General features: G+C 71.8%; 19 protein-coding genes and 2 pseudogenes. 14 read left to right on the top strand and 7 right to left on the bottom strand.

From position 1 onward, the window contains the following. Window positions 1-157: 157 nt before the first annotated feature. The 4 genes and pseudogenes from ACIQCJ_RS01300 to ACIQCJ_RS01285 all read left to right on the top strand — a co-directional run. Window positions 158-568 (top strand): annotated as a pseudogene (locus ACIQCJ_RS01300) (transposase); the annotation flags it as partial. Window positions 569-597: 29 nt separating this feature from the next. Beyond that, window positions 598-927 (top strand): hypothetical protein, encoded by a 330-nt coding sequence (locus ACIQCJ_RS01295; protein WP_355336527.1) that lies wholly within the window; start codon window positions 598-600, stop codon window positions 925-927. Window positions 928-1085: 158 nt separating this feature from the next. Then, window positions 1086-1328 carry a hypothetical protein gene (locus tag ACIQCJ_RS01290; protein WP_402710339.1) on the top strand — a complete coding sequence of 81 codons (243 nt, stop codon included), beginning with the start codon at window positions 1086-1088 and terminating at the stop codon, window positions 1326-1328. Between the two features lie 3 nt (window positions 1329-1331). Further along, window positions 1332-1940, top strand: a complete 609-nt coding sequence (locus ACIQCJ_RS01285; RefSeq protein ID WP_401718204.1) for a histone deacetylase — start codon at window positions 1332-1334, stop codon at window positions 1938-1940. Here ACIQCJ_RS01285 and ACIQCJ_RS01280 read toward each other — a convergent pair. Then, complete coding sequence (locus tag ACIQCJ_RS01280) at window positions 1915-3054, bottom strand: Fic family protein (protein WP_355336530.1); 1140 nt, start codon at window positions 3052-3054, stop codon at window positions 1915-1917. The genes ACIQCJ_RS01285 and ACIQCJ_RS01280 overlap by 26 nt on opposite strands. Before the next feature lie 267 nt (window positions 3055-3321). Here ACIQCJ_RS01280 and ACIQCJ_RS01275 point away from each other — a divergent pair, with 267 nt between their 5' ends. The 6 genes from ACIQCJ_RS01275 (at window position 3322) to ACIQCJ_RS01250 (ending at window position 9142) form a co-directional block, all read left to right on the top strand. Then, window positions 3322-5340: a phospholipase C gene (locus ACIQCJ_RS01275; protein ID WP_402710338.1), complete on the top strand. Its 2019-nt coding sequence runs from the start codon at window positions 3322-3324 to the stop codon at window positions 5338-5340. A gap of 252 nt (window positions 5341-5592) precedes the next feature. Next, window positions 5593-5757, top strand: coding sequence for a hypothetical protein (locus ACIQCJ_RS01270; protein WP_188284483.1), 165 nt, complete (start codon window positions 5593-5595; stop codon window positions 5755-5757). A gap of 83 nt (window positions 5758-5840) precedes the next feature. Continuing rightward, complete coding sequence (locus tag ACIQCJ_RS01265; RefSeq protein WP_401305270.1) at window positions 5841-6134, top strand: Dabb family protein; 294 nt, start codon at window positions 5841-5843, stop codon at window positions 6132-6134. A gap of 256 nt (window positions 6135-6390) precedes the next feature. Continuing rightward, on the top strand, window positions 6391-7212 hold the full coding sequence (locus tag ACIQCJ_RS01260) for a SigB/SigF/SigG family RNA polymerase sigma factor (RefSeq protein WP_391042301.1): 822 nt from the start codon (window positions 6391-6393) through the stop codon (window positions 7210-7212). A gap of 167 nt (window positions 7213-7379) precedes the next feature. Further along, window positions 7380-8222: an RNA polymerase sigma factor SigF gene (locus tag ACIQCJ_RS01255; protein WP_093712083.1), complete on the top strand. Its 843-nt coding sequence runs from the start codon at window positions 7380-7382 to the stop codon at window positions 8220-8222. A 53-nt stretch (window positions 8223-8275) separates the two neighbouring features. Continuing rightward, the gene (locus ACIQCJ_RS01250) at window positions 8276-9142 is read left to right on the top strand and encodes a hypothetical protein (RefSeq protein ID WP_402710337.1); all 867 of its coding nucleotides are present in this window, start codon (window positions 8276-8278) and stop codon (window positions 9140-9142) included. A gap of 200 nt (window positions 9143-9342) precedes the next feature. Here ACIQCJ_RS01250 and ACIQCJ_RS01245 read toward each other — a convergent pair whose 3' ends face one another. Then, window positions 9343-9528 (bottom strand): hypothetical protein, encoded by a 186-nt coding sequence (locus ACIQCJ_RS01245; protein WP_355336534.1) that lies wholly within the window; start codon window positions 9526-9528, stop codon window positions 9343-9345. A gap of 263 nt (window positions 9529-9791) precedes the next feature. Here ACIQCJ_RS01245 and ACIQCJ_RS01240 point away from each other — a divergent pair, with 263 nt between their 5' ends. From ACIQCJ_RS01240 to ACIQCJ_RS01230, 3 genes and pseudogenes are all read left to right on the top strand, one after another. Further along, window positions 9792-10274, top strand: coding sequence for a MarR family winged helix-turn-helix transcriptional regulator (locus tag ACIQCJ_RS01240; protein WP_355336535.1), 483 nt, complete (start codon window positions 9792-9794; stop codon window positions 10272-10274). A 12-nt stretch (window positions 10275-10286) separates the two neighbouring features. Continuing rightward, window positions 10287-11972: pseudogene (locus ACIQCJ_RS01235) on the top strand (MDR family MFS transporter); the annotation flags it as partial. A gap of 303 nt (window positions 11973-12275) precedes the next feature. Next, window positions 12276-12737 carry a TIGR03618 family F420-dependent PPOX class oxidoreductase gene (locus tag ACIQCJ_RS01230; protein WP_391042297.1) on the top strand — a complete coding sequence of 154 codons (462 nt, stop codon included), beginning with the start codon at window positions 12276-12278 and terminating at the stop codon, window positions 12735-12737. Between the two features lie 320 nt (window positions 12738-13057). On the opposite strand, the gene ACIQCJ_RS01225 is transcribed toward ACIQCJ_RS01230, so the two are convergent. The 4 genes from ACIQCJ_RS01225 to ACIQCJ_RS01210 are packed head-to-tail and all read right to left on the bottom strand — an operon-like array spanning window position 13058 to window position 19173. After that, window positions 13058-15280, bottom strand: coding sequence for an ArnT family glycosyltransferase (locus ACIQCJ_RS01225; RefSeq protein ID WP_402710336.1), 2223 nt, complete (start codon window positions 15278-15280; stop codon window positions 13058-13060). Further along, entirely contained in the window at window positions 15277-16734 is a 1458-nt protein-coding gene (locus tag ACIQCJ_RS01220) for a glycosyltransferase (RefSeq protein WP_402710335.1), read from the bottom strand. Before ACIQCJ_RS01220 ends, ACIQCJ_RS01225 begins: the two co-directional genes overlap by 4 nt. A gap of 25 nt (window positions 16735-16759) precedes the next feature. Then, window positions 16760-18376, bottom strand: coding sequence for a sensor histidine kinase (locus ACIQCJ_RS01215; protein WP_402710334.1), 1617 nt, complete (start codon window positions 18374-18376; stop codon window positions 16760-16762). Window positions 18377-18396: 20 nt separating this feature from the next. Beyond that, entirely contained in the window at window positions 18397-19173 is a 777-nt protein-coding gene (locus ACIQCJ_RS01210) for a response regulator transcription factor (protein WP_355336754.1), read from the bottom strand. A gap of 379 nt (window positions 19174-19552) precedes the next feature. On the opposite strand from ACIQCJ_RS01210, the gene ACIQCJ_RS01205 reads away from it, so the two are divergent. Further along, window positions 19553-20539 carry an MEDS domain-containing protein gene (locus tag ACIQCJ_RS01205; RefSeq protein WP_391042283.1) on the top strand — a complete coding sequence of 329 codons (987 nt, stop codon included), beginning with the start codon at window positions 19553-19555 and terminating at the stop codon, window positions 20537-20539. Here the strand turns inward: ACIQCJ_RS01205 and ACIQCJ_RS01200 are convergent. After that, window positions 20499-20984 (bottom strand): cytidine deaminase family protein, encoded by a 486-nt coding sequence (locus tag ACIQCJ_RS01200; protein WP_402710333.1) that lies wholly within the window; start codon window positions 20982-20984, stop codon window positions 20499-20501. The two genes, ACIQCJ_RS01205 and ACIQCJ_RS01200, sit on opposite strands and share 41 nt — an antisense overlap. Window positions 20985-21298: the final 314 nt, after the last annotated feature.

The following is a 21298-nucleotide window of genomic DNA, read 5'->3' as shown; positions in this document are numbered from 1 at the left end:
CTTGCCCCGGCCTGCGGCGTTCCGGGACCGGCCGAAGAACAACGATCCATGAGCGCATGGCTCCCAAGCCGCGCCGCGCGCCTGTCGCCCCCCCCCAAACGGCTCTACCTTCTTGATCGGGTTGATCGAGCCATTCGTAGGGTTGGGTCGCCCAGGGGTGACCAGCGGTGAGCCCGCGCTGCTGCTGGCGCTGCTGGTCAGCCACGGCCAGGAGGTCCTCACCCGCGTGGTCAACCGCCTGCGCGGCACCCCGCTGTCCATGTTCCCGGCCCTGGAGAGGGCCCTGGACATGGCCAACACCGGCCCACTCAGGCTGCTGACGGGCTGCCAGACTCCGCATGCGATCCGCCGTGCCGGGGTCACTCGGCTGGCGATGGCCCTCAACGAGCATGTTGTCGAGCTGGACAAGCTCATCGAGGACCGGTTTCGCGAGCACGAGCTCGCTGACATCGTGCTGAGCGTCCCGGGCATCGGCACGACTCTCGGAGCCGAGTTCCTCGCCGCCGTCGGTGGCAGCCTGGACAGGTTCGACTTCCCAGACGCCTTGGCGGCCTTCGCCGACGTCGCCGCGGTGAAGGCGCATGGAAGAATCGACGTATGCAGTCTTTTTCCGCCAGCCCCGACAGTCTGAGCGGACCCCTGACCCTCCTTGACGACGAAGGGACGAGCTGGATTCTTCATCGCAAGCGGCTTGACCTGCGCATCGTCCGTCGGCTGGTCAAGGACGCCACCACACTTGTCTTCTGGGGAGACATGGGCGGTATGAGCCCCCGGCTCACGACGGCGGCCGAACGTCCCCTGCTCTGGGACCGGATCAAAGACGAGTACATGGGCCCCGGCGGAACATGGTCGACCGGCCGCTACCTGGCTCACGAGTTCCGCGCCGAGCCGGGACACCGCATGCTCTACGTCGAGGACCACTGCTGAGCTCCGCGCGCAGCGATTGAGTCGGAACCCGTTTCCGCGAACGGAGTCATCGACAACAGCAGTAGGAAGCTGGGACATCACTGCTCCCAAGCCTCACCTCTTCAGTGACCAGCGGTTACTCAATAAACCCGGCCCGCTCCCCCGGTAGAATCGGAGCCATGCCCTCCCCCGTGTATGCCACGACCGGCGAAGGCGCGGCGCCGGGCGCGCCGCGGTGGCCGGGGTGGTCGACGCACGACGAATTCCTCGCGGTGCCGGGTGACGCGGCCCGCGCCTCGCGCCCGCACCGGCGCAATCCCCAGGCCCTCGAACCCGGCGACGGCGAACCGCGGTTCGGCCTCTTCCCCGATGTCCTCCCGCGCGGCCTGCCCGCGACGGAACCGACGACCCCCCGCCCGTAACCGATGCCCGCCACCTCGGAGCGCCTGGTCTGGTACGTGTCGTACGGCTCCAACATGTCGCTGGCGCGCCTGCGTTGCTACCTGACGGGCGGCACGGCCCAGGACACCGCGGACGGCGGCGGGCGTACGTATCCCGGTTGCCGCGACCCGCGGATGCCGGAGCGCTCGGTGGGGATCGAGCTGCCGGGGACGGTGTACTTCGCCACCTGGTCGCCGGTCTGGCACGGCGGACGCGCCTTCTACGACCCGCTGGCCCCCGGCCGCGCCTGGGCCCGCGCCCACCTCCTGACCCTCGGTCAGTTCTCGGACATCGCCGCCCAGGAGATGTACGCCGCCCCCGGCCACGACCTCGACCTCACCCGGGTCCTCGCCGAGGGCCGCGACCGCCTCGGCCCCGGCCGCTACGAAACCCTCCTCCACCTCGGCGACCTCGAAACCCACCCCCTCCTCACCTTCACCGCCCCCTGGCACGCCCCCGACGCCCGGCCGGTCCCCCCGTCCCCCGCCTACCTCGCCCACCTCGCCGCGGGCCTCCGCGAAGCCCACACCTGGCCCCCCGAAGCGATCACGACCTACCTCGCGGGGCTCACGTCGCGGAGTACGGCTCGATGAGCGGTCGCGGATCACGTACTCCGCGAACGATCTCCTCCGGCACCCCGGGGCCCTGTGCGTAGTAGCGCCCCTGCGCTTCACCGTGGGCCGACAGCCATCCCGCCCTGACGAGTTCACGGATGTCACGTTGGGCCTGCTGCTCGCTCAACTCCGCGTCCGCCTGGTACGTCGCCCGCCGGACCCGGTTTCCCATCAGGGCCGGGTACAGGGCGTACAGCGTGCGCTCGGGCAGCCCTTGTCGCTCGACGGCCTCCTCAAGCGCGGACCACACCGTGCGGGTGGTCTCGACCTGCCGCTGTACGGCCTGGGCCTGTTGATGGTGGGCGCGCAGGCAGAACCGGACCCAGGCGCGGGTGTCCCGGTCCGGCGTCCAGACCGGGCCGCCGACCTCCGCCAGTACGTCGTAGTAGCGATAGGTGTTGCGGGCCCGGCCCAGCCACTCCTCAATACTGGAGAACTCCGGCGCGACGATCCCTTCCCGCGCCAGGACCAAGGTCTGGAGCGCGCGGGACATCCGGCCGTTTCCGTCCGCCCAGGGGTGGATCGCGACGAGATTGAGGTGCGCCATCGCGGCTCGCACCAGAGCGGGCGCTTCCAGGTCGCCCTCGTTGAGCCAGACGACCAGTTCCGCGATGAGATCCGGCACCGAGTCGGCGTCAGGCGCGGTGTAGGCCGCGATGGTCGGGTCCTCGGGTGAGGTCACGTACACCGCACCGGACCTCCACCAGCCCGGACGTTTGAGCAGGTGGTGGCCTTGCATCATGAAGTGCAGACCGTTGAGCAGACCCTTGCCGTAGGCGAAGTCCGGCCCGGCGTCCGTCAGTCGCTGGATGTACGTCATGGCCTGCCGGTAGCCCTCGATCTCGGCGGAGACCGTCTGGTCGGCCTCGATCGGCGCCTCGCCGAGCATGATGTCTTCGACATCGGCGACGCTCGCCGCGTATCCCTCGATCGTGTTCGAGCCGGCGATCGCCCGCGCTGTCAGATTGCGGCGGAGCTGCCCCTCCCAACGGCGCGGCGTCCGCAGGTGGAGCCGGAGCCGGTCGCGCATCCCCTCGATCTCACCGAGGACCCGCTCATCCACGTCGTCCAGGCCAGGCGTTTCATACAACATGACGCAATGACACCATCATCCCGTCAATACGTCAAACCGTCCCTCAACGCGACCTACCTCGCGGGGCTGGCCAGCGTGGCCTGATCTCGTCGCGCGGGGGGCGGCCGGGGCGGGCGGGGGCGTTCCCCTTGGGGGGTGGACTCCGTACGTTCGTACGGAGTCGGGGTCGCGTTCACCGAAGGGCGGATCAGCGAAGGCGGCGCGACGGTCGATGTGTCCTGATATGTCTGGTGTGGGCGGCACGAGAGCGAAGGTGGGATCGGGAGCATGGACCTGGCTGAGCGGACGAGAAGCCGAGGGCGGGTCCGGCGCGGACACGTACACCAGGGACACGTACACCAGGGGTACGCACATCAGGGGTACGCGCACCGCGGACACGCGCACCGCGGGCGGATCGCGCTGGCCGCGACGGCCCTGACCGCCGCCGCCGTGCTGGCCGTGGCGCCGGGGGCGTCCGGGGCGTCCGGCGCTCCGGGACCCGAGGCCGCGACGGCCACGCCGGTCAAACACGTCGTGGTCATCTTCGACGAGAACGTCTCCTTCGACCACTACTTCGGTACGTATCCGCAGGCCGCGAACACCGACGGCACGCGCTTCACTGCCGCCCCCGGCACCCCCGCCCCGGTGAATCTGCTCAGCGACGGCTCCCGGCTGCTGACGCACAACCCGAACCAGTACCAGCCGCGCCGCCTGAGCCCGTCGCAGGCGCTCACCTGCGACCAGAACCACAGCTACACGCCCGAGCAGCAGGCGTACGACGGCGGCGCGATGGACCAATTCGTGCAGCACACGAGCAGCGACAAGTGCTCGGGCCTGTACGGGAGTCCGGGCCTGACGATGGACTACTTCGACGGGAACACCGTCACCGCGCTGTGGAACTACGCCCAGAACTACACGCTGGGCGACAACAGCTTCGGCGACGTCTTCGGCCCCTCCACGCCCGGCGCGCTCGGCCTGGTCTCCGGGCAGACGCACGGCGGCGTCTCGATCGACCCGAAGACCGGCGAGCAGGTCCCGGTGGAGCGGTCCACGACCGTACGCAGCCCCGACCCGACGACCGGGGTCGGCACGGTCGTCACCGACCCGGACCCGGCGTACGACGACTGCTCGGACAACAACCACACCGCGACCGGCCAGCTCACCGCGATGCGCGGCCGCAACGTCGGGGACCTGCTCAACGACAAGGGCGTGAGCTGGGGCTGGTTCCAGGGCGGCTTCGCGCCGACGTCCTCGCCGGGCGGCACGGCGGTCTGCGGCGCGACCCACGCCAATGTCGGCGGCAACGCGTCGGTGGACTACTCGCCGCACCACGAGCCGTTCCAGTACTACGAGTCGACGGCGAATCCGCACCACCTGCCGCCGACGTCCGCCGCGATGATCGGCCGCCAGGACCGGGCCAACCACCAGTACGACCTGACCGACTTCGACACGGCGCTCGCGGCCGGGAATCTGCCCGCGGTGTCGTTCCTGAAGGCGGCCGAGTACCAGGACGGGCACGCGGGCTACTCCGACCCGCTGGACGAGCAGCACTTCCTGGTCCGCGAGATCAACGCGGTCCAGCGGTCGCCGCAGTGGGCGAGCACGGCGGTAATCGTGGCGTACGACGACTCCGACGGCTGGTACGACCAGGTCGCCGCCGCGATCACCAACGGCTCCACCGACGCGGGCGCGGACACCGCGATGTGCGCCCACGGCCCGCCCGCCGCGGGCGGCTACCTCGACCGCTGCGGTCCGGGACCCCGGCTGCCGCTGCTGGTCGTGTCCCCTTACACCCGGCGCGATCACGTCGAGCACGCGCTGACCACCCAGTCGTCCGTCCTGCGCTTCATCGAGGACAACTGGGGTACGGGCCGGATCGGCGACGGCTCCTTCGACGCGACCGCGCACCCGCTCGACCCGATGTTCGACTTCGCCCGGCCCCAGCAGCGCGCGGTGCTGCTGAACGCGGACGGCTCGGTCGCGAAGACCGTGCCGGTACGAGTGGCGCCCGGCCGCAGGACCCCGCTCCCGGAAGGCGCGTCGGGCGGTACGGCGAGCGGTACGACCACGGGTACCAGCAGCGGTACGAGCAGGGGTACGACCACGGGTACGAGCAGCGGTACGAGCAGGGGCGCGGCGTCGGCCGCGGACGCCACGACGGCGGGACCGCGTACGGGCGCGCCCGCCGCCTCGGGGCCGGGCGCCCGGCTGACCGGCACGGAGATCGCCGGCGGGTCCGCCCTGGTGGTGCTGCTGGCGGCGGCGGGCGGCACCTGGCTGCTGCTGCTCCGGCGCCGCAGGACGTGACAGCGGGCGGGCGGAAACAAAGCGACGGCAAAGCGAGGTCAAGGGGCGGTAAGCCGCGGCAAGCGGCGGCAAGCGGTGCCGACAGGCCGATCCCACGCTCCGGACCTGCCACGAACCCGAGCCCGACCTTCATCTTCTAAGAGGATGATTGGGACAACAGGCCGTCTGATTACGCCATCTGATGGATAGACTTCCGTGATTGCACACTTGTGACCGTCGGTGCGGGCTGCGGGCTGGGGAGGGCAAAGGCGCATGGCGCAGGCGAAGAAGATCACCATGTACGTACTGGTGATCTTCATCCTCTACACGATCATCAATCAGCCGGCCCGAGCCGCTGATCTCGTCCAGGTAGGCTTCCAGGGCATATCGAACGCCGCGAAGAGCATCGGGAAGTTCATGCACGACCTGGCCAACTGACCGGCGGGCCGTCCCGGCCGCTCCGGCGGCGCACCACCAGTACCCAGCGGCACGCGGCGGCATGCCGGCGGCGAGGGAGTCCCATGATCCGGCATCTGGTCCTGTTCAGGCTCAACGAGGGCGTGCGGCAGGAAGAACCGCGTGTCCAGGCGGGCGCGCGGGCCTTCGCCGAGCTCGGCGAGAAGGTGCCGGAAACGCTCTCCTGGGAGTGCGGCTGGAACATCACGGACCGCCCGATCGCCTACGACTTCGCCATCAATTCCACCGTCGCGGACGCGGCGGCGCTGACGGCGTATCTCGAACACCCGGAGCACCGGGCGGCCGTCGCGCTCTGGTCGGAGTTCGCCACCTGGGTGATCGCGGACCTGGAGATCTGACCTCCCGGCCGAGCGCACGACGAGCGTTCGCGCGCCCCCCGCCGACCGGTGGGGGGCGTTTTCGCGCCCTTTGAGCCCCCTCGCGCGCCACCTCCGCGCACCCTTCGCTCCGGATTCACACCGCCGGACGGGGGACTTCCGGGCCGCCGGTTCGTACAACACGGCAATATGCGGTGCTTGCACAAAGCGGACATGAATTGTGATGCTATGACCGCTTTTGCCGGATGAGTGGACCGATAAGGGGTGTGGTGTGCCGGTGTCGGCCCATACGGCGTCAACAACGTATCCCCGAGGCAGAACCCGTACGCCCAGTGCCAACGCGGCGGACGCGAGAGCGCTCACCCAGGTGCTCTTCGAGCAGATCACCAAGCTGGAGCCCGGCACCCCCGAGCACGCACGGGTGCGGGCCGCGCTGATCGAGGTGAATCTGCCGCTGGTGCGCTACGCGGCGGCCCGCTTCAGGAGCCGCAACGAACCGATGGAGGACGTGGTCCAGGTCGGCACGATCGGCCTGATCAACGCGATCGACCGGTTCGACCCGGAGCGCGGCGTGCAGTTCCCGACCTTCGCGATGCCGACCGTCGTCGGCGAGATCAAACGTTACTTCAGGGACAACGTGCGGACCGTGCACGTGCCGCGCCGCCTGCACGAGCTGTGGGTCCAGGTGAGCGGCGCGATCGAGGACCTGACCGTGCTGCACGGCAGGTCGCCGACGACGGCCGAGATCGCCGAGCGGCTCAAGCTCGCCGAGGAGGAGGTGCTGGCGTGCCTGGAGGCGGGCCGCGCCTACCACGCGACCTCACTGGAGGCGGCGCAGGAGGGCGACGGGGCGCCGGGCCTGCTCGACCGGCTCGGCTACGAGGACCCGGCGCTGTCCGGGGTCGAGCACCGCGACCTCGTCCGCCATCTTCTGGTCCAGCTTCCCGAGCGGGAGCGGCGCATCCTGTTGCTCCGCTACTTCGGCAACCTGACGCAGTCCCAGATCAGTGCGGAACTGGGGGTTTCGCAGATGCACGTGTCCCGTCTGCTGTCCCGGAGCTTCGCGCGGCTGAGGTCCGCAAACCAGCTCGAAGCGTAGCTGAAGAGGATTAAGTCACCTGCACGGATATGTCGACATGGCGCTACAGCGTGTTGCCGACATGTGACATTCTGCGGGTACCGCGTTTGTCGCGAGCCGGCCTCCGGTATTCCAGTGGAGGAACAACCGTCGCTCGCGACACCCGTCCGCGACCTCAAGGGGGTGGCATGTCCGTACAGGTGGGCAGTCCCAAGGTGCTCAAGCCCGACACGGCGACCGCACCGCACGATGCTCTTCACGGCGAGGCCATCGACACCCGCACGCTGTCCCGATCGCTGTTCCTGCGCCTCGCGGAACTGCCGGTGGACAGCCCGGAACGCACCTATGTACGTGACACGCTGATCGAGCTGAATCTGCCACTCGTGCGGTACGCAGCCGCTCGCTTCCGCAGTCGGAACGAGCCGATGGAGGACATCGTCCAGGTCGGCACGATCGGCCTGATCAAGGCGATCGACCGCTTCGACTGCGAGCGCGGGGTGGAGTTCCCGACCTTCGCGATGCCGACGATCGTCGGTGAGGTGAAGCGATTCTTCCGCGACACCTCCTGGTCGGTCCGGGTCCCGCGCCGCCTCCAGGAACTGCGGCTGGCGCTCACCAAGGCCAGCGACGACCTCTCCCAGAAGCTGGACAGGTCGCCGACGGTCGCCGAACTGGCGGTCTGCCTCGGGGTGTCGGAGGAGGACGTCGTCGACGGCCTCGCGGTGGGCAACGCGTACACCGCCAGCTCGCTGGACTCCCCGCCGCCCGAGGACGACGGCGGCGAGGGCACCCTCGCGGACCGCCTCGGCTACGAGGACACCGCGCTCGAAGGCGTCGAGTACCGCGAGTCGCTCAAGCCGCTGCTGGCCCAACTGCCGCCGCGCGAACGGCAGATCATCATGCTGCGGTTCTTCGCGAACATGACGCAGTCGCAGATCGGCGAGGAGGTCGGCATCTCCCAGATGCACGTCTCCCGGCTGCTCACCCGCACCCTCGCACAGCTCCGTGACGGCCTCACCGCAGAGGCATGAGGTGGCACTGACGGGGTGGTGACGACCTGACACCCCGTCAGTAAACTGACGTGATGGTCGCGTTGGTCTCGTACGTCGCGTTGAGGAAGACCCAAGCACTGCTGCGCACCACGGCTCCGGCGCTCGCCGCGCTGGGCCTGCTCGTCATGGCCACCGGCTGCGCGGGCGGCGGCACCACCGGCCATGTCGCGATCGGCGGCGTCGGCCCCTCCCCGAGCGCTCCCCACGACGTCCCCCCGGACGGCGACGTGGTCCTGGTCCCGCTCGACGGCCCGGCCCCCGGCGCCGCGAAGCCGTCCCGTACGCCCTCGGGCACGGACACCGGCACGGGGCCGCGTACACCCTCCTCCGGAGCGCCCCGGACACCCTCCTCGCCCCACGGGACCCCCACGACCCCCGGCGGACCGGCCAGCGGCTCGACGGCCCAAGCGGGCGGCGGCACGGACTCCGGTACGGGACCGGGCTCGGCTACGGGCGGCGGCACGGGTTCAGGGGGCACGGGTTCAGGGGGCACGGGACCGGGCGGTACGGGCTCGGGCGGTACGGGCTCGGGCGGTACGGGCTCGGGCGGTACGGGCTCGGGCGGCGGGTCCGGCGGGGCCACCACGGCGCCGCCGACGGCCGCGCGGCTGACCGTGAGCGCGCCCACGCGTACGGCGGACGCGGACCGCTGGTGCGAGAAGGTCGCCGTCACCTTCACCAACGCCGGGGGTCTGCCGGTGACGGCGGGCACGGTCACCTTCGGCACCCACATCATCGGCGGGCTCGGCATCGACTGGGCGACCGTGGAGACGGCGAAGCCCGTGCCGGTGCCGCTGGCGGGCGGGGCGTCGCGCACCGCGTCCTGGGACCTGTGCGTGGACGCCTGGCGGGTGCCGCTGGGCATGCACATCGAGACCAGGGACGTCACGCTGTCCTGACCGGCGCCGTCCTGGCGCCGACCCGGTCCCGGCCTGTCCCCCGATCCGCCCGTGGACCCCATGACAGCCCCCACAACGGACCCGTCCAGACCCGTCCGCGGACCTGCCCACCGACCTGCCTGCCGACCTGTCCACGGACATCCGTGGCGATATGCCCCCGTTGGCACATCCTGCTGCGTAGGGACGGGCAGGCCGGGCGGTCAGCGCATCGCGAGCGCGACCACTCCGATGACCACGGCCACCGCCACGATCACACCGATCACGAGGCCGACCTTGCTGCGGCCCTGCGCCCGCTGCACCTCGGCGGCGGGCGGCTGCTCGTCGACGAAGGCACGGAACATCTGGGTGTTGCCGGCCGGGTCGTAGTTGTTCTCAGGGTTCGACATGCCGCCTGACCCTAGCGTCTCGACGGAAGGGCCCGCACCCCCGGCCCGCCCGGCGGCCACACGGCCTCCGGCCCGAGCCGTTCAGGCAACCCAGACACGTACCTCTTGGGCGGATACAGGCGTTTCCTTTGCTGAATCTTTGCCGCGATTCCGGGCAAAGAATTTGTCTGGCACAACCAACTACTTTACAGTTGCTTCAGGCAACCAAAGATCACAGCGGACTCACAGGCAGCTCCCGCAGCGGAAGGACAGGTGACCGTCGCATGGCGGACCGCGAGCAGTGCGTGGAACTCGCACACCAGCTCCGCACCACCTTCGTCGTCAGCCGCGAGATCGCCCGGGGGCTGCCGCCCGAGACCCCGCTCACGGCGGTCATGGTGCTCGGCGCCCTCGACCGCCACGGCGAGCTGCGGATGAGCAGGCTCGCCGAACTCCTCGACGTCGACATGTCCGTGACGAGCCGTCATGTCGCCTTCGGCGTCGAGCGCGGCTGGATCGACCGGGCCCCCGACCCGCTGGACCGCCGCTCACGGCTGCTGCGGCTCACCGAACACGGCACGCGGACACTGCGGTCCTCGTCCGACCGGGCCGCCGCCGTGGTCGCCGACCATCTGGCCGACTGGCCGGACGCCGACGTGGCCCGGCTCTCCGAACTGCTCGCCCGGCTGCGTGACAGCTTCGGCGACTGCCGCTCCGCCGCCTCGCGCGGCGGCGCCCACCACATATCGCGCGCCCAGACGGGCTGAAGAGGACTGAAGATGGCAACAACAACCCAGGCCGGCAAGCGGGACGGGCAGGCACCGGAACCGGGCCACGGCGGCCAGGAATCCGCGCCCATGTCGCACCGGCAGATCATGGAGGCGCTGTCCGGGCTGCTGCTCGGCCTGTTCGTGGCGATCCTGTCGTCCACGATCGTCTCCAACGCCCTGCCCCGCATACTCGCCGACATCGGCGGCGGGCAGAGCGCGTACACCTGGGTGGTCACCGCCTCGCTTCTCGCGGTCACCGCGACCACCCCGATCTGGGGCAAGCTCTCCGACCTGTTCAGCAAGAAGCTGCTGATCCAGCTCTCGCTGGTGATCTACGTGGTCGGCTCGATCGTGGCCGGCTTCTCCACCAACCCCGGCATGCTGATCGCCTGCCGTCTGGTCCAGGGCGTCGGCGCGGGCGGTCTGTCCGCGCTGTCGCAGGTGATCATGGCCGCGATGATCTCGCCCCGGGAGCGCGGCCGTTACAGCGGCTACCTCGGCGCGACCTTCGCCATCGCGACCGTCGGCGGCCCGCTGATCGGCGGTGTCATCGTCGACTCCACGCTCGGCTGGCGCTGGTGCTTCTACGTCGGTGTGCCGTTCGCCGTCGCCGCGCTGGTCGTGCTCCAGAAGACGCTGCACCTGCCGGTGGTCAAGCGGAAGGTGCGGATCGACTGGACCGGCGCCTTCCTGATCACCGCGGCCGTCTCGCTGCTGATGGTGTGGATCTCGCTCGCCGGCGAGAGCTACGCGTGGGTGTCCTGGCAGAGCTACGTGATGGTGCCGCTGTCCCTCGTGCTCGGCGCGCTGTTCGTCTACACCGAGACCCGCGCGGCCGAACCGATCGTCCCGCTGCGGCTGTTCCGCAACAAGACGATCACCCTCACCTCGATCGCGAGCCTCTTCGTCGGCATCGCGATGTTCGCCGGGACGGTCTTCCTGAGCCAGTACTTCCAGCTCGCCCGCGGCAAGACCCCGACGATGTCCGGCATCATGACGATCCCGCTGATCGGCGGCCTGTTCATCGCCTCGACCGTCTCCGGCCAGATCATCACCCGCACCGGCCGCTGGAAGGCGTTCCTGGTCTCCGGCGCGGTCCTGCTCACCGCGGGCTCCGCGACCCTCGGCCTGATCCGCAACGACACCCCGTACTGGGAAGTCGCCGTCTACATGGCCCTGTTGGGCCTCGGCGTCGGCATGATGATGCAGAATCTGGTGCTCGCCGTGCAGAACCAGGTCTCCGTCGCGGACCTCGGCTCGGCCAGCTCCCTGGTCACCTTCTTCCGCTCGCTGGGCGGCGCGGTCGGCGTCACCGCGCTCGGCGCGGTGCTCGGCAACCGCGTCACGCACTTCGTCACCACGGGCCTCGCCGACCACCACATCACCGGCGCCGGGACCGGCGGCGGCATCCCGGACGTCGAGCAACTGCCCGCCCCCGTCAGGGGGATCGTGGAGAGCGCGTACGGCCACGGCATCGGCGACGTCTTCCTGTACGCCGCGCCCTTCGCCCTGCTCTCCTTCCTGCTGGTGATCTTCGTCAAGGAGACCGCCCTGCGCACCCGCAGCGGTTTGCAGCAGGCTGAGGCGGGTACGGGCCGGGCGGCGGAAGTCGCCGTCGCGGAGCTGGCGGCGGCCGAGACCGGCGCGGCGGACATCGCCGCCACCCAGACGGGCACGCCCGAGGCGGAAGCCGTCCGGGACCGGTCGGGCGACCAGACCCGGTAACCGGGAGGGCCGGTCACCCGGCCCGCAGGAACTCCCGGCCGACTGTCCTGTTCCCACAGCGGAGAGGTCCAGGGCGGCGGACGGGACCGGGTCCCGGAGGACGGCCGGAGCAGGGGACGGCCGAGGCCGTCCACCGGGACCCAGCACGAAGGGCGTGCCGCCGGAGCCGATGTCACGGCACGGCGGCCCGCCCCCTCTCGTCGGACGCCGTTTCGGCGTAAGGCCGCAGGCGCCTGCGGCCGCATCCGCGGGTGCCCGACGTAGGGTGCTGGCATGGCTCCCAACATCGCCACGAATACGTCCGTCACGCTGGATGAGCTGCTGGAGTTCGTGCGCCCGCGGCACCGCGCGATCCTGCTCACCACCCGTTCCGACGGCCGCCCGCAGGCGTCCCCGCTCACCTGCGGGGTCGACGACTCCGGCCGGATCGTCGTGTCGACCTACCCCGAGCGGGCCAAGACGCGCAACGCCCGCCGCGATCCGCGCGCCTCGGTCGTGATCCTCTCCGACGAGTGGAACGGCCCCTGGGTGCAGGTCGACGGCACCGCCGAGGTCATCGACAGCCCCGAGTCCGTCGAGCCGCTGGTCGAGTACTTCCGCAACATCTCGGGCGAGCACCCCGACTGGGACGAGTACCGCTCCGCGATGGTGCGGCAGGGCAAGTCCCTGATCCGCGTCACCCCGGAGCGGTGGGGCCCCATCGCCACCGGCGGCTTCCCGGCCCGGCTGGCGTAGCGCGCACTCCCCGTCCCGTCGGGGGTTCCGACTCCCGCGCCCTGAGCGGTCGTTGCCCTCAGCCGCTCAGGGCGGCGGTCGGGTCGCCGTCGTGCACCACGTCGGCCGCGATGCTCTCCCGGCGCAGGCCGCACGGCACGCGTGCCGCGTACGGCGTGCGTGCCGCGTACGGCGTGCGTGGGGGTACGTCGTGGCCGTCGCAACCGTCGCGCCGGGTTCAGCTAAACATGGGGGGGATTGCGAAGCCGTAAAGGAATGCGCCGCGGCGGCGCCCCCGGGTGTGCGGGGCGCCGCCGCGGCGCGGTCGGGGGACGAGAGCGTCAGGACGTGGGCGCGGTCAGGTCGTAGACCGTCGTGCCGCCCACGGTCTTGGCCGTGTAGTGGGCCTCGACCCAGGTGGTGATGGCGGACGCGGTACCGCTGCCGCCCATGCCACCGCCGCCGCCCTGGCCGCCGCCGAGGAAGTAGTGGATCTTCCCCGCGGCCACGTACTTCTGGAACTGGGCGAGGGTGGGCGAGGGGTCGCTGCCGTTGAAGCCGCCGATGGACATCACCGGCTTTCCGGTGGCGAGCTGGTAGCTGGCCTGGTTCTGGGAGCCGATCGCGGCGGCGACCCAGGTGTAGTCGCCGGAATCGGTGAGGAGCAGCTTCTTCATGGCGGAGCTGACCTGGGTGCCGTTGAGCAGGCCGCCCATGCCGCCGCCGTTGCCGCCGTTGCCGCCCGGGGCGCCGTTCTGGCCGGTGCGGCCGGTGCCGGGCATGGTCTGGCCGCCCTGGCCGTTCTGGCCGTTCTGGCCGCCGCCGAAGGGGCCGCCCTGGCCGGTCTGCCCGTTCTGGCCGCCGGGCATGCCCTGCCCCTGCCCTTGGCCCTGGCCCTGGCCGTTGGTGGGGCCGCCGCCCATGCCGGGCGGCATGCCGCCGCGGCCACCGCCACCGCCGCCGGGACGTCCGCCGCCGCCGAAGCCGCCCATGCCGCCCTGGACGGCGGGCCCCGCGGTCACGATGGAGCCGGAGTGACCGGTGTTCACGGTGTTGAGGGTGTACGCGACGGGCCCGCCGAGCGCCGCGGCGACGCCGACGAACGCGGCGATCACGCCGAGCCGGGCGGCGACCCGTACCCCGGGCATCGCACCCGCGAGCAGCCCCGCGGCGGCGACGAAACCGCCGATCAGGACCGCGCCGCGCAGCCACGGGAGCCAGTCGGAGGAACGGTCGAGGAGTACGTACGACCACACGCCGGTGCCCGCGACGGTCACGGCGAGCACGGCCGCGGCGGCGATGTGCGTGCGCCGGGCCCACAGCAGTGCCGTGCCCATGCCGACGACGGCGGCGATGTAGGGGGCGAGGGCGATGTTGTAGTACTGGTGGAAGATCCCGGACATGAAGCTGAAGGTCGCGAAGGTGATCAGCAGCGCGCCGCCCCACACCAGGAACGCCGCGCGGACGGTGTCGGTGCGCTTGGCGCGCCAGGTCAGCCACAGTCCCGCGGCGAGCAGGACGAAGGCCGCGGGCAGCAGCCAGGCGATCTGGCCGCCCATCTCGGAGTTGAAGAGCCGCCCGATGCCTGTCTCGCCCCACATCCCGCCACCGCCGCCGCCACCACCGCGGCCCCCGCCGCCTCCACCGACGCTGCCGGTCTCGTTGCCGGTGATGCGGCCGAAGCCGTTGTAGCCGAAGGTCAGCGACAGGAAGCTGTTGTCCTGCGAGCCGCCGATGTACGGGCGGGACGACGTCGGCCACAACTCGACGATCGTCACCCACCAGCCGCCGGACACCACCATCGCACCGCCCGCGGCGAGGAGTTGGCCGATACGGCGGCGCGGCGTCGTCGGCGCGCAGACCGCGTAGACCAGTGCGAGCGGCGGCACGATCAGCCACGCCTGGAGGGTCTTGGTGAGGAAGGCGAAGCCGAGCGCGACGCCCGCGATCAGCAGCCACTTCGTCCGGGCGTCCTCCAGCGCGCGCAGCACGCCGTAGACGGCGACGACCATCAGCAACGCCAGCAGCGCGTCGGGGTTGTTGAAGCGGAACATCAGCGCCGCGACGGGGGTGAGCGCGAGGACGGCGCCCGCGATCAGGCCCGCGCCCGCGCTGAACCGGCGGCGTACGGCCGCGTAGAGCACGCCGACCGTGGCGACGCCCATCAGCGCCTCCGGCACGAGGATCTGCCAGGAGCCGAGGCCGAACAGCCGCACCGACAGGGCCATCGGCCACAGCGCGGCGGGCGGCTTGTCGACGGTGATGGAATTCGCGGCGTCGGAGGAGCCGAAGAAGAACGCCTTCCAGCTCTGGCTCCCGGCCTGGACGGCCGCGGAGTAGAAGGAGTTGGCGTATCCGGCGGCGCTCAGATTCCACAGGTAGAGGACCAGGGTGCCGAGCAGCAGCGCGAAGAACGCGGGGCGCACCCAGGCGGCGTCCTCCGCCCGGCCCCGCCAGGTCCGCCGCGCGAGCCCTCCCCGGTGCCCCGCTGGTCGCGGCGCCGGTTCCGCGACCGGATGCCCGAACACGTCCGTGTCCACCGTGGTATTGCCCGGCGCGCTCATCGCGCCCTCCTCAAGTCGTCGCGGGGGGAAGGGGTTTCGTGGGCCGGGAGGTCGGCGGACCGGGCCTCGTACGAGACGGGGCCGGCCCCGGTGACCGTCTCACCGTCGCGGAAGGCCCCCGTGACCGTCTCACCGTCGCGGAAGGCCGCCGTGACCGTCTCACCGTCGCGGAAGGCCGCACCGCCGGTCGCGCCCTCGGGGAAGACCCACGCCCGGAAGAGCAGGAATCTGAGCACCGTCGCCGCGAGGTTCGCCGCGATCAGGACGGCCAGCTCCGTGCCGTGGTCCGGGTGGGCGGTCGCCGCGTGCAGGGCGGCCAGTGAACCGCTGGTCAGGGCGAGGCCGATGGCGAAGACGACGAGGCCCTGCGCCTGGTGGCGTACGGCCTGGTCGCGCCCGCGTACGCCGAAGGTGAGCCGCCGGTTGGCGGCGGTGTTGCCGAAGGCGGAGAGCAACAGCGCAAGTGCGTTGGCCACTTGGGAGCCGGTGCCGAGCCGGAAGAGCGAGAAGAGCGCCAGGTAGACCAGCGTGCTGAGCGCCCCGACGACGCAGAAGCCGACGAGCTGCCGCGCCAACCCGGCGGGCACGCCGGTGAGTTCGCGGTCGCGCGGGTCGTCCCCGAAGGGCCGCCGCAGCCGGTCGAGCGCCAACTGCCCGGTGGCCAGGGCCCGGCCGACCCGCCACACGCCGCGCAGGTCGTCGGTGGCGGTGCGGACGAGGTCGACGCTGCTGTCCGGGTCGTCGACCCAGTCGACCGGCACCTCGTGGATGCGCAGGCCCGCGCGTTCGGCGAGCACCAGCATCTCGGTGTCGAAGAACCAGCCGGTGTCCTCGACCATCGGCAGCAGCCGCTGGGCGACATCGCCCCTGATGGCCTTGAATCCGCACTGCGCGTCGGAGAAGCGCGCGGCCAGCGAGCCGCGCAGTATCAGGTTGTAGGCGCGGGAGATGAACTCCCGCTTCGCGCCGCGCACCACCCGCGAGGAGCGGGTGAGCCGCGAGCCGATCGCCAGGTCGGAGTGGCCGGAGATCAGCGGCGCGACCAGCGGGAGCAGCGCGTTGAGGTCGGTGGACAGATCCACGTCCATGTACGCCAGCACGGGCGCGTCGGAGGCGGACCACACCGTCCTCAACGCCCTTCCGCGGCCCTTCTGTTCGAGCCTGAAGGACTCGACCTCGGGGAGTTCCGCGGCCAGCGCCTTCGCCACCGCGGACGTCAGGTCCGTACTGGCGTTGTCGGCGACGGTGATCCGGAAGGGGTAGGGGAAGGTGCCCGACAGATGCGCGTGCAGGCGGCGGACGCAGGGCTCCAGGTCGTTCTCCTCGTTGTACACGGGGATGACGACGTCGAGGACCGGGGCCGCCTGGGCACCGGGCCCGGCCGGGTGTTCCGGAGCTGTGCCCGCGGCCGGCAGGTGCTGCCGGGCGGGCAGATTGCCGAGTTGGGTTCGCATGATCCGACCCTCGGCGGGCGCGCTGTCACGACGTTGTGGCGAGCCTGAGCGGCGGCTGTGAGTGTGCGGCGCGCAGCCGGACGGTGAAGACCGTACGCCCGGGCACGCTGTCCACGGACACCTCGCCGCCGTGCGCGGTGACCACCGAGCGCACGATCGCCAGGCCGAGCCCCGTACTGCCGGACCGCGCGGCGGCGGCCGTCCGGGTACGGGAGGCGTCGCCGCGCGCGAACCGCTCGAAGACATGGCGTCGCAGGTCGGCGGGGATGCCGGGGCCGTCGTCCTGGACCTGGAGCAGGACGCCGGGCCCGTCGCGTACGACGCGGGCGGTGACCGTCGTACCGGCCGGGGTGTGGGTGCGGGCGTTGGCCAGCAGATTGGTCAGCACCTGGTGGAGGCGCTGCGCGTCGCCGTGCACGGTCGCCGGGTCGTCGGGCAGGTCGAGCCGCCAGACGTGGTCGCGGCCCGCCGCGCGGGCGTCGCTGACCGCGTCCACGACCAGCGGGGACAGGTCGGTCTCGGCGAAGCTGAGCGGGCGGCCCGCGTCCAGTCTGGCCAGCAGCAGCAGATCCTCGACGAGGGTCGTCATCCGCCCGGCCTCGGACTCGATCCGGCCGAGCGCGTGCCGGGTGTCGGGGCCGACGGGTTCCCGTCCGCGGCGGGTGAGTTCGGCGTAGCCGCGGATCGAGGCCAGTGGCGTCCGCAGCTCGTGGCTGGCGTCCGCGACGAACTGCCTGACCCGTGTCTCGCTCTCCTGCCGCGCGTGCAGGGCCGAACCCACGTGCCCCAGCATGCGGTTGAGCGCCGCGCCGACCTGGCCGACCTCGGTCCGCGGGTCGGTGTCGGAGTCGGGAACGCGTTCGTGCAGCGCCACCTCGCCGCTGTGCAGCGGGAGTTCGGACACGCGGGTGGCGGTCGCGGCGACCCGGCGCAGTGGTTGCAGGGCGATCCGCATCAGCGCCGCGCCCGCGAGGCCCGCCGCGACGAGACCGGCGGCGGCGACCGAGAACTCCACCCAGATCAGGGTGTTGAGGGTGTCCTCGATCCCGCTGGTGGACAGGCCGACCAGTACGGTGCTGCCGTCCGAGGACTGCTGCGCCGACGCGACGCGGTACGTGCCGAGGCCGGGGACGCTGAGGGTGTGGGCCTTGCCGTCCCTCGGTACGGAGGCGAAGGCGGCGGTCTGCCGCGCGGTGAGCGGGTCCGCTTCGAGCAGGCCGCCGCCGGACGGTGTCGCGCTGACCGCGGCCCGCGTGACCGTGCCGTTCGCGCCGACGATCGCCCCGACGGTCTCGCCGGGCTGGCCGCCGCCCGCCAGGAATCCGAACGGCCGCTCGTTGAGCGGACTCTGCGGAAGCCGTGCCGCCCGGTTGGCCTCCGGGCCGTCCCCGGGGCCGCCGTGCGGCCCCGCCGCCCGTACCGCCACGTCCTGCACCTTGCCGTCGAGCTGCCCGTACAGGAAGTCGTGCAGCGCGAATATGGTGACCGCGCCGATGACCGCGCACACGACGGCGACGAGCGCGACGCAGGACGCGACGAGCCTGCGGCGCAGGGACCAGGGGCGGGACCAGGGGCGCTTGCGGGTACGGGAGTTGGGCTTCGGGTCGGCGCGCGGAGTGGGGGGCGGGGAGGCGTGGGGCATCGTCTCGGCTTCCGGGGTCGTCAGGCGGCGGGCTCGCCGGGCTTGATCAGGTAGCCCGCGCCGCGCCGGGTGTGGATCATCGGCGCGCGGCCGGCGTCGAGCTTGCGGCGCAGGTAACTGATGTACAGCTCCACGACGTTGGCCTGACCGCCGAAGTCGTACGACCACACGCGGTCGAGGATCTGCGCCTTGCTCAGCACCCGGCGCGGATTGCGCATCAGGTACCGCAGCAGCTCGAACTCGGTCGCGGTGAGGTGGACGTTGTCGCCGCCGCGGCTGACCTCGTGGCTGTCCTCGTTCAGTACGAGGTCGCCGACGACCAGCAGCGACTCGTTGCGTACGGCGGCGGCGCCCGAGCGGCGCAGCAGGCCGCGGAGCCTGGCCACCACCTCCTCCAGGCTGAACGGCTTGGTGACGTAGTCGTCGCCGCCCGCGGTGAGCCCGGCGATCCGGTCCTCGACCGCGTCCTTCGCGGTCAGGAACAGCACGGGGACGTCCGGGGTGTCGCGGCGCAGCTTCGCCAGCACCTCCAGGCCGTCCATGTCCGGCAGCATCACGTCGAGCACGACCGCGTCGGGCCGGGTCTCGCGGGCCGCCCGCAGCGCGCCCGCGCCGTCGGCCTCGGTGCGTACCTGCCAGCCCTCGTAGCGCAGCGCCATCGACAGCAGGTCGGCGAGCGGTGCCTCGTCGTCGACGACGAGGACGCGCACCGGCGAGCCGTCGGGGCGCGCGAGGTCGGTGGCGGTGGCGGTGGTGGCCGCGTGCGCGGTCGCGGGGGCTGCGGTGGCGGTGCTCATCGATGTGGAAGGCATGGTGTTCACCCTGTGCGCGCGCTATGAGAGGAGCCTTGGCCGATTCTGTGAATCGTCTGAGAATCGGGGTGAGGGTTGTTTGCGGCGGTGCGCGCGGCGGTGCGTACGCAGTTGCGCACGGCGGGCCGTACGGCGGTGTGTACGGAGTTGCGCACGGCGGTGCGCACGGCGGCGGGTGCCGCGCGGGACCGGGTGCCGACTCCGGCGCGGAGAACGATCAAGGGGTGAACGATCAAGGGGTGAACGGTCGGAGGCGGACGGTTCGGCGGTCGTTCTGGGCATCTTCCTGGGCACTTTTCGTCATGGGCGGCCGATATGCGATGCGCGGGCCGAAAGGTTGGTGCGGGCGGCGTACGTTCGGTCCATGGGAGGTGGCATGGCGGGCGGCGGGGGTGGCCGCGGTGACCCCGTGGGCGCGGAGCGCGACCGGTCGGTCGCGGCAGGCGGCCATGACGGGAGCGGGGCCGGGTGTACGTCGGTGGCCGAGGCGATACCGCGGGCGGTCGCGGTCGACCGTATGGGCCCCGGTGACCACGCCTGCCTCGGAATCCACGGCGACGACGACCGGTGGGCGGTGCGCGCCGCCTTCACCGTCGCGGGCCTCGCCCTCGGTGAGCGCGTCATGATCTTCACCGGCGGGGACACCGCCGGTCCTGACGCCCTCGCCCATCTCTCCGCGCACGGCGTCCCCGCCGAACGCTGCGCGCGCACCGGGCAGTTAGCGCTCTCCTCCGAAGCCCCCGGCTACGACCCCGCGTCCGGCGCCTTCGACCCGGCGGCCCGTACGGCCTTCTGGGCGGCGGGCACCAGCACCGCGCGGCGGCGCGGCTTCACCGGCATGCGGGTGGTCGGCGACATGACGTGGGCCGCCGCCGCGCACTCCGGCCTCCCCGAGTCCGAACTCTCCTCCTACGAAGCGGAGTTGACGCCCTTCTCGGCCAGGACCGGCTTCACCGCGATCTGCGAGTACGACCACGGCGCCGTCCCGGCGCCCCTGCTCTCACGTATCGCCGCCCTGCACCCGCTCGCCGTCCTGCCCTCCCTCGACACCCTCCACGCCGACCGCACCGGCTCCTGCCTCCGCCTCACCGGCACCGCCGACCTCGCCACCCGCCTCCACTTCGACCTCGCCCTCCGCGCCGCCTTCACCAGCGACCCCCCGCCCGCCCTCCTCGACCTCACCCCGCTCTCCTTCCTCGACGCCCACTGCGCCGGCACCACCCTCCGCCTCCCCCGGGGCACGACGGTGCGCTGCACCCCGTCGCAACACCGCATGCTCCGCGTCTGCGGCGCGGCCGAGGCAGAAGGCGTCACCTTCCAGGTGGAGGATCCTCCGGCGCGGGGTCGGTGAAGAGCGCCGGGTCGAAGGGCTGGGTGCCCTCGTCCGGGGTCCAGAGGGCGGCGAGGGGCATCAGGTCGGTGACGCGGGCGCTCCGGACGCCGTCCGGGGTGGGCAGGAGGACGCGGATGGACGGGTGGTAGTCGAAGAGGATCTGGCGGTCGCGGCCGCACGGGCCGACGGGGCCGCGGCCGAGGTTCCCGACGGCAACGATGGTGGTCAACTGCCGCGCCCCGCAGGCTCGGGCGTGGCCGAGGGCGACGAGTTCGGCGCAGGGGCCGCCGGTGAAGTGGTAGAGGTTGATACCGCCGTGCATGCGTCCGTCCGCGTCACGGACGGCGGCGCCCATGGTGTGGACGCCGCCGTCGCCGTCGGTGTTCTCGTCGACGATGGCGCGGGCGTACGCGATGAGTTCGTGGTCGGCGGGGGTCAGTTCCCGACTGGGGATCGTCAGCACGGGCCGGATGCTACGGACCCGGTCGGGCGGGGCGCGAGGGCTTTACGGGTGGTGCGCGGCGCGCCGGGGCCGGGCGCCGAGGCGGTGGGCGATCGTCCGGGCGGCGTCCGGGGCGAGGCCGGGGAGGCAGGAGAGGCCGGGGGGTAGGAGAGGCGGGTCAACGAGGCCACGAGGGCGCCGGGTTCGACTCCGCCACTGAGGATCACCTCGCCCGCCGCGACGGCCCGCGCCCGCGCCCGCGCCGTAACGGTTCGGGCAGGAAGCCGAGTTGGGCGTGGTAGCGGGTCCACAGGCGCTCGCGGCTCCAGCCGACC

Source organism: Streptomyces sp. NPDC093221 (assembly GCF_044753885.1).
GTDB lineage: Bacteria > Actinomycetota > Actinomycetes > Streptomycetales > Streptomycetaceae > Actinacidiphila.
Note: the sequence above shows the minus strand (reverse complement) of the source record. Positions and strands in the feature narration are given on the sequence as shown.

Coding starts and splice junctions, on each gene's coding strand:
- ACIQCJ_RS01295 (WP_355336527.1), top strand. CDS start 598: ATGCAGTCTTTTTCCGCCAGCCCCGACAGTCTGAGCGGACCCCTGACC.
- ACIQCJ_RS01290 (WP_402710339.1), top strand. CDS start 1,086: ATGCCCTCCCCCGTGTATGCCACGACCGGCGAAGGCGCGGCGCCGGGC.
- ACIQCJ_RS01285 (WP_401718204.1), top strand. CDS start 1,332: ATGCCCGCCACCTCGGAGCGCCTGGTCTGGTACGTGTCGTACGGCTCC.
- ACIQCJ_RS01280 (WP_355336530.1), bottom strand. CDS start 3,054: ATGTTGTATGAAACGCCTGGCCTGGACGACGTGGATGAGCGGGTCCTC.
- ACIQCJ_RS01275 (WP_402710338.1), top strand. CDS start 3,322: ATGGACCTGGCTGAGCGGACGAGAAGCCGAGGGCGGGTCCGGCGCGGA.
- ACIQCJ_RS01270 (WP_188284483.1), top strand. CDS start 5,593: ATGGCGCAGGCGAAGAAGATCACCATGTACGTACTGGTGATCTTCATC.
- ACIQCJ_RS01265 (WP_401305270.1), top strand. CDS start 5,841: ATGATCCGGCATCTGGTCCTGTTCAGGCTCAACGAGGGCGTGCGGCAG.
- ACIQCJ_RS01255 (WP_093712083.1), top strand. CDS start 7,380: ATGTCCGTACAGGTGGGCAGTCCCAAGGTGCTCAAGCCCGACACGGCG.
- ACIQCJ_RS01250 (WP_402710337.1), top strand. CDS start 8,276: ATGGTCGCGTTGGTCTCGTACGTCGCGTTGAGGAAGACCCAAGCACTG.
- ACIQCJ_RS01245 (WP_355336534.1), bottom strand. CDS start 9,528: ATGTCGAACCCTGAGAACAACTACGACCCGGCCGGCAACACCCAGATG.
- ACIQCJ_RS01240 (WP_355336535.1), top strand. CDS start 9,792: ATGGCGGACCGCGAGCAGTGCGTGGAACTCGCACACCAGCTCCGCACC.
- ACIQCJ_RS01230 (WP_391042297.1), top strand. CDS start 12,276: ATGGCTCCCAACATCGCCACGAATACGTCCGTCACGCTGGATGAGCTG.
- ACIQCJ_RS01225 (WP_402710336.1), bottom strand. CDS start 15,280: ATGAGCGCGCCGGGCAATACCACGGTGGACACGGACGTGTTCGGGCAT.
- ACIQCJ_RS01220 (WP_402710335.1), bottom strand. CDS start 16,734: ATGCGAACCCAACTCGGCAATCTGCCCGCCCGGCAGCACCTGCCGGCC.
- ACIQCJ_RS01215 (WP_402710334.1), bottom strand. CDS start 18,376: ATGCCCCACGCCTCCCCGCCCCCCACTCCGCGCGCCGACCCGAAGCCC.
- ACIQCJ_RS01210 (WP_355336754.1), bottom strand. CDS start 19,173: ATGAGCACCGCCACCGCAGCCCCCGCGACCGCGCACGCGGCCACCACC.
- ACIQCJ_RS01205 (WP_391042283.1), top strand. CDS start 19,553: ATGGGAGGTGGCATGGCGGGCGGCGGGGGTGGCCGCGGTGACCCCGTG.